Annotated in this window: 10 protein-coding genes; 9 read left to right on the forward strand and 1 reads right to left on the reverse strand. The window is 38.4% G+C overall.

Annotated elements, in window-relative coordinates; all coding sequences use genetic code 11:
• Positions 1-207: 207 nt before the first annotated feature.
• The 9 genes from BV372_RS01120 to BV372_RS01150 all read left to right on the forward strand — a co-directional run bounded on the left by BV372_RS01120 (position 208) and on the right by BV372_RS01150 (position 11,186).
• A complete protein-coding gene (locus BV372_RS01120) occupies positions 208-6,216 on the forward strand; it encodes a hybrid sensor histidine kinase/response regulator (RefSeq protein ID WP_086681934.1) in 6,009 nt (2,002 codons plus the stop codon).
• Positions 6,217-6,218: 2 nt separating this feature from the next.
• Complete coding sequence (locus BV372_RS01125) at positions 6,219-7,763, forward strand: response regulator (protein WP_086681937.1); 1,545 nt, start codon at positions 6,219-6,221, stop codon at positions 7,761-7,763.
• A gap of 120 nt (positions 7,764-7,883) precedes the next feature.
• A complete protein-coding gene (locus BV372_RS35835) occupies positions 7,884-8,024 on the forward strand; it encodes a hypothetical protein (RefSeq protein WP_179197935.1) in 141 nt (46 codons plus the stop codon).
• Between the two features lie 122 nt (positions 8,025-8,146).
• Complete coding sequence (locus tag BV372_RS35840; RefSeq protein WP_179197936.1) at positions 8,147-8,296, forward strand: hypothetical protein; 150 nt, start codon at positions 8,147-8,149, stop codon at positions 8,294-8,296.
• Positions 8,297-8,404: 108 nt separating this feature from the next.
• On the forward strand, positions 8,405-9,175 hold the full coding sequence (locus BV372_RS01130) for a pentapeptide repeat-containing protein (protein ID WP_086681940.1): 771 nt from the start codon (positions 8,405-8,407) through the stop codon (positions 9,173-9,175).
• Between the two features lie 81 nt (positions 9,176-9,256).
• Complete coding sequence (locus tag BV372_RS01135) at positions 9,257-9,877, forward strand: TenA family protein (RefSeq protein WP_086682461.1); 621 nt, start codon at positions 9,257-9,259, stop codon at positions 9,875-9,877.
• 93 nt (positions 9,878-9,970) lie between these two features.
• The gene (locus tag BV372_RS37005) at positions 9,971-10,486 is read left to right on the forward strand and encodes a hypothetical protein (RefSeq protein ID WP_218776662.1); all 516 of its coding nucleotides are present in this window, start codon (positions 9,971-9,973) and stop codon (positions 10,484-10,486) included.
• Positions 10,464-10,823 (forward strand): DUF5615 family PIN-like protein, encoded by a 360-nt coding sequence (locus BV372_RS01145; protein WP_179197937.1) that lies wholly within the window; start codon positions 10,464-10,466, stop codon positions 10,821-10,823. The genes BV372_RS37005 and BV372_RS01145 overlap by 23 nt, the downstream gene beginning before the upstream one ends.
• A gap of 141 nt (positions 10,824-10,964) precedes the next feature.
• Positions 10,965-11,186 carry a hypothetical protein gene (locus BV372_RS01150; protein WP_086681943.1) on the forward strand — a complete coding sequence of 74 codons (222 nt, stop codon included), beginning with the start codon at positions 10,965-10,967 and terminating at the stop codon, positions 11,184-11,186.
• A gap of 114 nt (positions 11,187-11,300) precedes the next feature.
• Here the strand turns inward: BV372_RS01150 and BV372_RS01155 are convergent, their stop codons facing one another.
• Entirely contained in the window at positions 11,301-12,563 is a 1,263-nt protein-coding gene (locus tag BV372_RS01155; protein ID WP_086682470.1) for a cysteine desulfurase, read from the reverse strand.
• Between the last annotated feature and the right edge of the window lie 7 nt (positions 12,564-12,570).

A 12,570-nucleotide genomic window follows, 5' to 3' on the forward strand; every position in this document is an offset into this window, starting at 1 on the left:
TAAGCCTGCTTCACCTACATTCCAGGTTGTGAGCAGGCTTATTTTTTTCTAAAGATTTAGTTTTATTTAGCTATCAAAAGTTAATCGATTGGTCTGGGAATCATTATATGGGTTCATCAAAGCCTTGATAGAACTTAAATTGTTCTATCTTACGCCCTCAAACTCATATCCAGTTCAACTTAATTATATTTATACTTAACAAAAACGATGCTAATACTTCCTGGGTATATTTTCGTAGAAACTTTAAATGAAGGCATTGATAGCGTTGTTTATCGCGCCATCAAACAGGTAGATCAAACCGCAGTCATCATTAAAGCACTTAAAGCTGAATATCCCACCTTAAAAGAGTTAACCGGACTGAGACTTGAATATCAAGTGCTTAACACCTTAAAAGGTATTGCCGGAGTTATTCAGCCGTTAAGTTTAGAAAAGCATCAAAACGGATTTGCACTAGTTTTAGAGGATTTAAGCGCGATATCACTCAAGCATTTTATCGATACACATCAATTATCATTAAAAAATTTCCTACTTATAGCTACTCAATTAGCATCTGCTTTAGCAAATATTCATAATCAGCAAGTTATTCATAAAGATATCAAGCCACAAAATATTATTATTAATCCAGAAAATCTCACTGTTAAACTCATCGACTTTAGTATTGCCTCACATTTATCTAGAGAAAACCCAACTGTCAGCAACCCCAACTTAATCGAAGGCACACTTGCCTATATGTCTCCTGAGCAAACTGGCAGAATGAATCGGTCACTTGATTATCGTACCGATTTTTATTCTTTAGGAGTCACCTTTTATCAAATGCTGACTGGTTTGCTACCTTTTGATAGCAACGATCCACTAGAAATCATTCACTCCCACATTGCAAAAACTCCTGCTTCACCTCACAAGATTAATTCAGAAATTTCTTCAGTACTTTCAGAGATCATTATGAAACTTTTAGCTAAGACGGCTGAAGATAGATATCAAAGCGCCTTGGGGTTAAAAGCAGATTTACAATTATGTCTACAGCAGTTAGAAAACAATGGTCAAATTGATGAATTTACGATTGGACAATTAGATTTATCTAGCCAATTTATCATTCCCCAAAAACTGTATGGTAGGGAAGCAGAAGTCAATACATTATTAAATGCGTTTGAGCGTATCAGCAACGGTCAAACAGAGATGATGCTAGTATCAGGATACTCTGGAATTGGTAAATCTTCTTTAGTAAATGAAATTCATAAGCCAATTGTCCGCCAGAGGGGATATTTTATTTCAGGTAAATTTGATCAGTTTAAACGGAATATTCCTTATGCTTCATTAATTCAAGCTTTTCAAGAATTAATGCGGCAACTGTTAACAGAAAGTGCTGAATCTTTAGTAGTTTGGAAATCTAAACTATTAGCATCACTCGGTCAAAATGGACAGATAATTATAGATGTGATACCAGAAGTAGAAAGGATTATTGGTTCTCAGCCAGCGGTATTACAATTAGGCGCATCAGAATCGCAAAATCGTTTCAATCGGGTATTTCAACAGTTTATTCATATCTTTACTAAACGAGAACATCCTCTAGTTTTATTTTTAGATGATTTACAATGGGCAGATTCAGCTTCTTTGAAGTTAATCGAGCTAATTATTACCGACGCAGATAGCGAATATTTATTATTAATTGGAGCTTATCGTGATAATGAAGTCAATGCAACTCATCCTTTAGTTCATACCCTAGAGCAAATTCGGTTAATTAAGAATACCATCAATAATATTGTTCTCACAACTTTGAATAGTGATTGTGTTAATCAGTTAGTTGCAGATACTCTACGTAGCAGCAATGTAGCAGTAAAATCGCTAGCTGAGTTAGTATTTAACAAAACCCAAGGCAATCCCTTTTTCTTAACTCAATTACTCAAATATCTGTACCAAGAAAATTTAATAAACTTTAATTTTTTGGAAGGTAGATGGCAATGGGATATTGAGCAGCTAAAAGATATTAACAATACAGATAATGTTGTTGACTTGATGGTTAGCCAAATTCAAAAGCTATCATCACGAACAATTAACATTTTAAAAATAGCGGCTTGTATTGGAGATAAATTTACTTTAGAAGTTTTGGCAACTGTTAATCAAACAAGTCAGTCGCAAACAGCAGCAGATTTATGGGAAGCTCTGCAAGAAGGTTTAATTTTTACCTTAAGTGATTTATACAAAATACCCCTATTATTTGATCGAGAGGAAATAGAAAATAGGGTAGATAAAGTAGGAAAATTAATTCATACATCTCAAACAATCACATACAGATTTTTGCATGATAGAGTACAGCAAGCGGCATATTCTCTGATTCCCGATGAGCAGAAGAAAACAACACACCTGAGAATAGGTCAATTACTGCTGCAAAATACTACACCAGAAGAACGCAAAGAAAATATATTTGCACTAGTTAATCAACTCAATTACGGTGCAGATTTACTAATATCTAAAACAGAAAAATATGAACTCGCTGAACTCAACCTCATCGCTGGTAAAAGAGCAAAAGCAGCCACAGCGCACGATTCCGCCATCAAATATTTGCAAGTTGGTTTAGGACTGTTAGCAGAAGAAAGCTGGCAGAGTCAGTACGACCTAACATTAGCACTGTACTCAGAAGCAGCAGAGACAGCTTTTTTGAGCGGTGATTTTGAAGGAATGCAGAGATTCGTTGAGATAGTACAAAACTGCGCTAAAACGCTGCTGGACAAAGTAAAAGTGTATGAAGTCCAAATGCAAGCTTACATGGGGCAGAACAGGCTGCTAGAAGCGGTTAATACAACGCTAGAAGTATTAAAGCTTTTAGGCGTGGAGTTTACACAAAAGCCGAACGCGTCAGATATTGGGCAGGCACTAGGAGAAACTGCGGCAATTTTGAACGGGAAGCGAATTGAGAATTTAGTTGATCTGCCTCAAATGACTGATCCCTATAAACTAGCAGCCATAAGACTTTTATCAAGTATCTTTGCTCCTGCATACATTGCAGCTCCAGAACTGTTGCCCTTGACGGTGTGCAAACAAGTACATTTATCCGTCCAATATGGTAATGCTTCCGTTTCTCCCTTTGCTTATGCCAATTATGGTTTTCTTCTTTGTGCCATTGTAGGAGATATTGATTCAGGTTATCAGTTCGGTCAATTAGCTTTAAATCTAGTATCAAAGTTAAATGCTCAAGAAATCAAAGCCAAGACAGTCTTTATAGTAAATCTATTTATCCGACATTGGAAAGAGCATCTGAAAGAAACCTTAGAGCCTTTAGTGTCAGGTTACTCTAGTGGCATGGAGACAGGAGATTTAGAATATGCAGGCTATGGTCTACTACAGTACTCCTGTTTAGCTTACTTTAGCGGCAAAGAACTGACTGTTCTTGAAAGAGAGATAGCAAGAAACAAAGATGCTATTCATAAAATCAAGCAAGAAACAGCGCTTAATTATATAGAAATCTATTGGCAGGCTACCTTAAATCTGCTCGGAAAAAGTGAAAATCCCTGCCTTCTAAAGGGTGAAGCCTGCGATGAGCAGATCAGGTTGCCACTGCACCAGCAAGCGAACGACAATGCGGGAGTTGGCTACATATATTTGAACAAATTTTTACTTTGTTATTGGTTTGAAAATTATTCGGAAGCAATTGAGAATATCGCTATAGCAGAGAAGTATTTAGATGCAGTGGTAGGAATGCCTCTTGTTCCTCTATTTCATTTTTACGATTCTTTAGTACGGCTAGCGGTGTATCCCGATACTCCAGAGTCAGAGCAGCAGAAAATTCTCGATCGCGTCCAAGCTAATCAAGAAAAAATGCAAAAATGGGCGCATCATGCCCCAATGAATCATCTGCACAAATTCTATCTAGTGGAGGCAGAACGACATCGAGTTTTAGGTGAAAAAGTAGAGGCAATAGAAAACTACGAGAAAGCGATCGCACTTGCTAAAGAAAACCAGTACATCAGCGAAGAAGCCCTCGCTCACGAACTCGCCGCCAAATTTTATCTGTCATGGGGTAAACAAACCATTGCCCGTACATACATGACTAATGCTTACCACGCCTATAGCCATTGGGGAGCGATCGCTAAAGTCAAAGATTTGGAATCAAAATACCCGCAGTTAATTACGCGTAGACACGAAGTGGCTTGTCGTGAGACATCGCAGAACATCGCCAATATCAATACAGAAAATACCCTGACAAAAATAGCTACGACTGGAAGTAATTCTCAAGTTCTTGATTTAGCCACAGTCATGAAAGCTTCTCAAGCTCTGTCTGGCGAAATTGTTTTGAGTAAGTTACTGGCTAAATTAATGAAAATTGTGCTGGAAAATGCTGGCGCTCAAACTGGATACTTAATTTTAGAAATAGATGGCAGTTTGCTCATAGAAGCAAAAGCATCAGTAGAACAGGAGAATGTGATTGTTATGCAATCACAGCCAGTATCTACTAGTAGTGAATTACCTGTATCAATAATTAATTATGTAGCCAGAACCCAAGAAAACGTTTTATGCAGTAATACAACTTGTGAGGGCATTTTTACGACAGATCCTTATATTGTTCACCAAAAACCTAAATCAGTCTTATGCACGCCACTCCTGCATCAAGGAAAACTTAGCGGCATTCTCTACCTAGAAAATAATCTCACACCAGAAGCTTTTACCCCAGATAGATTAGAAATCTTAAAACTTTTATCTTCGCAAGCCGCAATTGCTATTGAAAATGCTCGCCTCTACAGTGATTTAGCGATAGCTAACGCCACTTTAGAAGCAAAAGTTCAAGAGCGAACCCAGGAATTACAAGAAAAAAATGTACATTTGCAAAAAGCCGAAGCAGCAGCGCAATCTGCTAATCATGCGAAAAGCGAATTTTTAGCGAATATGAGTCATGAACTCCGCACGCCGCTAAATGGCATTTTAGGTTACACTCAAATCCTGCAACGAGATAAAGATATAACTAATTCTCAAAAAGATGGATTGAAGATTATTTATCAGTGCGGAGATCATCTCTTAAACCTGATTAATGAAGTTTTAGATTTATCCAAAATTGAAGCGCGGAAAATGGAATTGTATCCTACAGAGTTTCATTTTCCTGAATTTCTGGAAGGAATTGCGGAAATTTGTCGAATTCGCGCTCAACAAAAAGGCATTGATTTAATTTATCAGCCAATAACTAAATTACCTCAAGGAGTGAAAGCTGATGAAAAACGGTTGCGACAAGTTTTAATTAATTTACTCGGTAATGCTGTGAAGTTTACAGAAGTCGGTGAAGTAACTTTAAAAGTTGGCTATCAGAATAATAAAATTCGGTTTCAGGTAGAAGATACAGGAGTTGGGATGGCTCCTGAACAATTAGAAGACATATTTTTGCCTTTTCACCAAGTAGGTGAGAACAATCGCAAAGTAGAAGGTACAGGCTTAGGATTATCTATTAGTCGCAGATTAGTGCAAATGATGGGAGGAGAAGTTCAAGTTCAAAGTACTTTAGGGAAAGGTAGTGTTTTCTTCTTTGATTTAGAATTACCAGAAATTGAACAATCTCCAGAGTCAGTTAAAGCAATAACTCAAAATATTATCGGTTATAAAGGTAAAAAACGCACAATAATTGTTGCTGATGATAAGTTAGAGAATCGGTCAATTTTAGTGAATATGCTAGCTGCCTTAGGATTTGAAGTTGTAGAAGCTGTTGATGGGCAAGATTGCTTAAATAAAGCAGCAGAATTACCGATAGATTGTATATTAATGGATTTGATGATGCCAACATTAAGCGGTTTGGAAGCAACTCGCAGAATTAGGCGATCGCCTGAACTTAAGAATATTATAGTTTTGGGAACATCTGCTAGTGTTTTTGATTTCGATCAACAAAAAAGCAAAGAAATTGGCTGTAACGACTTTATTCCTAAACCTATTCGGATATCAGAACTTTTTACCAAGTTGCAAATTTATTTAGATTTAGAATGGATTTATGAAGAGTCAACAGCAGTTGCTCATACTCAATCTAATTCTGGAGAACAAAATTTGATATTTCCCCCATCTGAGGAAATAGCTGCTCTGTTAAAATTAGCCTGGCAAGGCGATCTAAAAGAAATTATTGAACAGGCATCTCGCTTACAACAATCAAATGTTCAATATCTTCCTTTCTTCCAAGAGTTACAGCAATTAGCCAAAGGCTTTCAACTTAAAAAAATCCGCGAATTTCTTAAAAGTGCAGGCAATTAATCATGAGTCAGAAAAATACTGTAAACAATACTATTTTAATTGTTGATGATACTCCTACTAATTTAGGCGTACTATTTGAGTTTCTAGCTGATTCTGGTTTTCAAGTTCTAGTTGCCGAAGATGGTGAAGACGCAATTGAGCAAATGGAATATGCTTTGCCAGATCTAATATTATTAGATGTAATTATGCCAGGCATGGATGGTTTTGAAACCTGTCGTCATTTAAAAGCCAAAGCAATTACACAAGATATTCCCATAATTTTTATGACTGCTCTATCAGAAACAGTAGATAAAGTCAAAGGCTTGAGTCTTGGGGCTGTAGACTATATCACTAAGCCGTTGCAGCATGAAGAAGTTTTAGCTCGCGTAAAAATTCATTTGAGCCTGCGAAATTTAACTAAAAAATTACAAGAGCATTCTCAACGTTTAGAACTGGAGATTCAAGAACGCTTCAAAGTAGAGCAAGAGCTTGTACTGTTAACTACTGAATTAGAACAACGAGTAGAAGCAAGAACGACTGAACTTCAACAAGCAAATCAGCAACTACAACAAGAAGTTCGTGAGCGTATTCTCACAGAGCAAGCCTTACAACAGTCAGAAACTCGTTATCGAGTACAAGCCAATCAGCTAGAAACTGCTTTTCGCCAACTGCAAGAAACTCAAAGCCAATTAGTACAAAGTGAGAAAATGTCCAGTTTGGGACAATTGGTAGCAGGGGTTGCTCATGAAATTAATAATCCCGTTAACTTCGTCTATGGAAACTTAACTCATGCGAGCCAATACACTCAAGATTTACTTCATTTGTTGCATTTGTACGCCAAATACAACGCTGAGCCGCCGTTAGAAATTAGAGAACAGCTAGAGGTAATCGATCTAGAATTTTTAATTACAGACTTGCCGAAACTGCTAACTTCAATGAAGATTGGCGCTGAACGCATTCGTGAGATTATTCAGTCATTAAAGAACTTTTCTCGAATCGATGAAGCAGAAATGAAGCCAGTAAATATTCATGATGGGTTAGATAGTACACTGTTGATTTTACATAATCGCCTCAAAGCTAATACAAATCACTCAGGTATTAAAGTTATCAAAGAGTATGGTAATTTGCCCTCGGTAGAATGTTATGCCGGACAACTCAACCAAGTATTTATGAATCTAATTGCTAATGCGATCGATTCTTTAGAAGAGTATGAAAAACAGCAAATTTCACCAGACGTTCAGGCTAAACCAAGCCAGATTATTATTCGTACTAGAGTGGTTGACAATAATTTTGTTTCTATTCAAATTGCAGATAATGGCGTTGGAATGTCTGAATATATCTGGCAACACCTTTTCAATCCCTTTTTTACTACAAAACCTGTTGGTAAGGGAACAGGTTTAGGATTGAGTATTAGTTACCAAATTATCTCTAAACATGGGGGATGGTTGCAGTGTACTTCCGCACCTGACGAAGGAGCAGAATTTATTATTACCATTCCTGTGCGACAGCATTCTTCAGAATTTGCCTGTTTACTACCAACTGCTTTGGATAGCACTCATGCTAATTAACAGTTTGGCATGAAAAATCATGGTCTGGCGATCGCAATAATTTTTAACAGTTTTTAGTATAAAAAGCTACAAAATATTTAAATCGCGATAACTTAAATGTGACAGTTATCTAGTTGGCATATGGGTACTTTTGGAACAGCCGAAAGAGTCAGACATCAATCTCTTACTCTTTCACCTTGGAGCCTTTTCCCTGATGCTGCAATTCTTGTAGCCGATGTAGTTAAGAACAGCAATGTTTTTGTGTGCGATCGCCATCACTAAACCATAGGATTGAAATCACAGTAAATCTTATTGGTTATCACTTAGCTTTTGGGAAAAATAAATAATACTTTAAATGCGAATTCGCCTCGGTTATTACTTGGCGATTATGGAGAGTAACTATTATGATCGAAAAATTCTTATTGGCTGTTGGGCTAACGTTTAGTCTTAGTTTATTTACAGGAATGGCCAGGTCTGCTCCTAGTCAGACAACTGGTAGCATCAACTTAAATCATCATCAAGCCTTCACTGTTACTCAACTTAACTGGTATTAATTAATACTAAATGTGGCGAATGGCCGATATTATTCATATCATAGGCTGAAGTATAAATATATCTCAGCAAAAGCTAAATACTGAGTTACCAATATTACGATAGATAATATGAAAAGCCAAATTCTAGCCACAACCGTATTTTTAACCACAATCAGCTTGACTACGAGCGCCCAAGCAGCGAATTCTGAATATATTAGACAGTTATTGGCAACAAAACAATGTCAAAACTGTGACCTGATTGGTGCAGGTTTAGTATTGGCTGATTTATCTGGAGCCAATTTAAGCGGAGCTAATCTCGCAGGTGCTAATCTTAGCCGTGCTAACTTAAGCGGTGCTGATTTGAGGGGTGCAAACTTGAGCGGTGCTAGTTTATTTGGCGTGAACCTAAGTGGTGCTAAACTCTCTGGGGCAAATCTGGCAAATGCAGATTTAAGAAATTCCTACCTAGTTAATGCAGAATTAAATGGAGTAAACCTTAACAGTACTTATCTTCAAGGTGCAGTAGGTATACCATCGCAAATTGCCACAGCAGAAGAGTTTTATGCTTGGGGTGTAGCAGAAGCGCAAAAAGGCAATACACCGCAAGCAATTGAGTATTTCAATCAAGCGATCGCTACAAAAACCGACTATGCAGGAGCTTACTTAGCTCGTGGTGTTGCTCGTTACCAAGTATTGGATCGACAAGGTGCATTCCAAGATGCTCAGATTGCCACAAAAATTTTTACAGAGCAAAAAAATGCTCCTGGTATCCAAACAGCACAAGCTTTTATTAAAGAATTACAAACACCTCCAGATGGTAAAGTGAATGTTGGCAAACCCAGCTTTTTTGACTTTTTGGGTAGTCTTGGTTCCGTCTTGTTTCAGTTCCTACCCTTTTAGGAGAGCAAGTGAAGGAACAGACGCACAGACAAGGTGAAGCGGGTAAATAACAGATGATAATTGACAAATGGCAAAGGACTATTGACTTTATCCATTGAATTGTGGACAGCAAATCAAGATTTAGCCCAAGCTTGTCTAAAGCATCCTTTTGTTCAAGGTATTGCTAAAGGTACTCTTGCGCCAGAAAAGTTTGCCTACTATGTAGGACAAGATGCTTTTTTCTTAGAAGCTTTTGCTCGTGCTTACAGTATCGCCGCAGCTAAAGCACCAGACTGGCTGGGATTCACGACATTTCACTCCTTAGCGGATGGAGTTTTGCAGGAACTGCGGCTACATGAAGGCTACGCTGCTGAGTGGGGAGTCAATTTGCATTCTGTAGAGCCGGGAGCAGCTACCCGTCGCTATACTGACTTTTTATTAGCTACCGCTTGGGGTGGGGATGTGGGTTTAACGGCTGCGGCTATGTCCCCATGTATGCGCCTGTATGCTTTTTTAGGAGAACAGTTAGCTGTTGATGGCATTCTTGATCATCTATATGCAAACTGGATTCGTACTTACAGCAGTGCAGATTTTCAGCCGTTGGCACAACAATTAGACAGTTTAGTTGACAATTACGCTAGTGCTACACCGTTAGTACACTCTACTTATCGTTATGCCATGTTTTGTGAACGTGACTTTTTCCAAGCTGCATGGACATTGTAATAGTTTTGATTGAGCTATGAGCAGGATCGCCATTTATAAGTCAACTATACTCATAATATACTCATAATATACTCATAAATTTAACCAACTCTTATGAGCCAAGCAGGAGAAACAAAACGGCAAAACTTCAATGTTTTACCTGAACAAGAAGCACAGATTGAGTGGCTTCGAGTAGCAATGGGTGCAGCAACTACTAAAGAAACGATTCTGCGATCAATTTCTGTGATGGCTGTTCTCCACAATTATCTGCAACAAGGCTATCAAATCCGACTTGTGACATTAGGCGAACAAATTCATCTAGTAATTCCAGAATTAGAGCCAACGCCACAGTCTATTTGGCAATATCTGGTATCACGTCCCCATCCTTGGCGCAAACAATTATATGTAAAAGGGCGACGACTGTTGGCTTCCACTGTTTGGCAAGATATGCAGTTGAATACTCTTTCTCCTGAAGAAGCAGCCGAAAATTTTGCTCTACCTATCGCTGCTGTTAATGAAATCATTCGCTACTGTGAAGCTAACCACGAACTCATCAAGATGGAAGCTGAGGAAGAACGTTATCGTCTAGAACAGCAAGGAGTGAGAGTTGAGTCTCAGGCTGCTAGTTGACGAGGATACACAAGCACGTCGTCTTGTTGAGATGTTACGAGCAGATAAGCACGATCTATTAACAATCGGCGAGGCTGGGATAACTGGTATCCCAGATAGCTTAGTAATGGAAATGGCTCGAACTCAACAGCGTGTCTTGTTAACTCGCAACTGCAACGACTTTTTAGAATTACATCAAGCAAACTCAGATCATTCAGGAATTCTAGCGATATACCAGGACGCTGAACCTACAAAAAGTATGAGTTACGCTGCGATAGTTAAGGCTATAGCAAATTTAGAAAATACAAATTTATCTTTGGTAGGGCAGTTTATAGTTTTGAATCAGTACAACTGGTAGGTTGTAGTGTTGGTGATGACTATAGTTGGGTTGTCCTTTAGCACATGAGTGCGTGCGCTAATGGGCTGTTTCTCAAGTTCAATAATTTTAATTTTTAGCGGTTATAATTACAGATGCTTGTTGCTAAATTTTATACGAATAATGAGTAAAGTTAATGCTGAATATCAAGCCAGTCTTGATGAGATGATTAGGGAAGGAAAGCTAAAAGCAGAATATAAAGATATACTATTAGAAATCGCTGACTTTGGAAGCAAGGCTTGTAATTTAGGGCTAATTTGCGGTCTTGGATGGGGGAAAATGCTAATCAAGTCGTTCTCAATGAATATGAAATACTCGATAAAAAAGGTAATTTTTGGTATTTAACCTTGTCAGAAACCCGTGATTATCTTCAGAAATTAATTGCAGATTCAGAAAGCAGCAATTTGTAAAAAAATTCAAATTTTTATATTAAAGAAGGTGGGCATCGCCCACCCAAAATTAAGCAAATATTCCTGCAAAAAAATCAAGAGTGTCCTTCAAGGCTTTGATAAAAATATCAATTTCCTCACGGGTGTTGTAGAAATATAAACTTGCCCGTGCGGTTCCTGCAACATCCAAGTAACGGTGTAATGGTTGAGTGCAGTGATGTCCAGAACGAATGGCAACACCTTCTTGATCTAATAATGTAGATAAATCGTTGGCGTGAACATCTGGTGTTGTGAATGACGCTAAAGCGGCTCTACCTTCTCCTTTAGCATCTGGCTTGGGCCCGTAAATTTGAATTTGGGGAATTTGCTCTAATTGTTGAAACAAATAAGCTGTTAATTCGGCTTCGTAGGCGTGGATTTTATCCATACCAATACTGGTAAGATAATCTACTGCTGCACCAAGAGCGATCGCTTCGCCAATTGCAGGTGTACCCGCTTCAAATTTATGGGGTAATTCTGCATAGGTAGAATGGTCTAAATATACCTCCGCAATCATCTCACCACCACCGAAAAATGGTGGCATTGATTCTAGCAGTTCTAACTTGCCATACAAAAAGCCTATCCCAGTCGGGGCACACATTTTATGACCGGAGGCTACTAACCAATCACAGTCTATTTGTTGCACATCGATGGGCATATGGGGGACACTTTGACAAGCATCCATTAAGAATTTCGCACCGTATCTGTGAGCGATCGCAGCTATTTCTTGCACTGGGTTAATACAACCCAAAGTGTTGGAAACATGAACTACTGACACCAATTTCGTTTTATCGGAAATCAGTGTTTTAAACTGTGACAAATCAAATGTTTGTTCTGGTGTCAGTTCTACAAATTTGAGTACTGCACCCGTTTTTTGCGCCACAAATTGCCAGGGAACTATATTACTGTGGTGTTCCATCACCGACAAAATAATTTCATCTCCTGGCTGCAAATTATTCATTCCCCAGCTGTAAGCTACCAAGTTAATCGCTTCACTCGCATTGCGGGTGTAGACAATTTCCTGACGCGATGCAGCATTGATGAATTTTGCAACTTTATCTCTAGCACCTTCATAAGCATCAGTAGCTTGAGCACTGAGAATATGGGCCCCCCGATGCACGTTGGCATTATACCCCTCGTAGTAATCTCGCAAGGTGTTGAGCACTAGCAGAGGTTTTTGGGACGTAGCAGCATTATCCAGGTAAACTAAGGGTTTACCGTTGACTTCCTGACGCAAAATCGGAAAGTCAGCACGAACTTGATCGGCAAGGGTTTTGGTAGAAGTAAAAGTCATTGGTAAT

It is taken from the genome of Nostoc sp. T09 (assembly GCF_002154695.1).
In the GTDB taxonomy this organism is placed as follows: domain Bacteria; phylum Cyanobacteriota; class Cyanobacteriia; order Cyanobacteriales; family Nostocaceae; genus Aulosira.

Excerpts from the sequence above, each read along its gene's own strand:
- BV372_RS01120 (WP_086681934.1), top strand. The coding sequence starts at position 208 with ATGCTAATACTTCCTGGGTATATTTTCGTAGAAACTTTAAATGAAGGC.
- BV372_RS01125 (WP_086681937.1), top strand. The coding sequence starts at position 6,219 with ATGAGTCAGAAAAATACTGTAAACAATACTATTTTAATTGTTGATGAT.
- BV372_RS35835 (WP_179197935.1), top strand. The coding sequence starts at position 7,884 with ATGGGTACTTTTGGAACAGCCGAAAGAGTCAGACATCAATCTCTTACT.
- BV372_RS35840 (WP_179197936.1), top strand. The coding sequence starts at position 8,147 with ATGATCGAAAAATTCTTATTGGCTGTTGGGCTAACGTTTAGTCTTAGT.
- BV372_RS01130 (WP_086681940.1), top strand. The coding sequence starts at position 8,405 with ATGAAAAGCCAAATTCTAGCCACAACCGTATTTTTAACCACAATCAGC.
- BV372_RS37005 (WP_218776662.1), top strand. The coding sequence starts at position 9,971 with ATGAGCCAAGCAGGAGAAACAAAACGGCAAAACTTCAATGTTTTACCT.
- BV372_RS01150 (WP_086681943.1), top strand. The coding sequence starts at position 10,965 with ATGAGTAAAGTTAATGCTGAATATCAAGCCAGTCTTGATGAGATGATT.
- BV372_RS01155 (WP_086682470.1), bottom strand. The coding sequence starts at position 12,563 with ATGACTTTTACTTCTACCAAAACCCTTGCCGATCAAGTTCGTGCTGAC.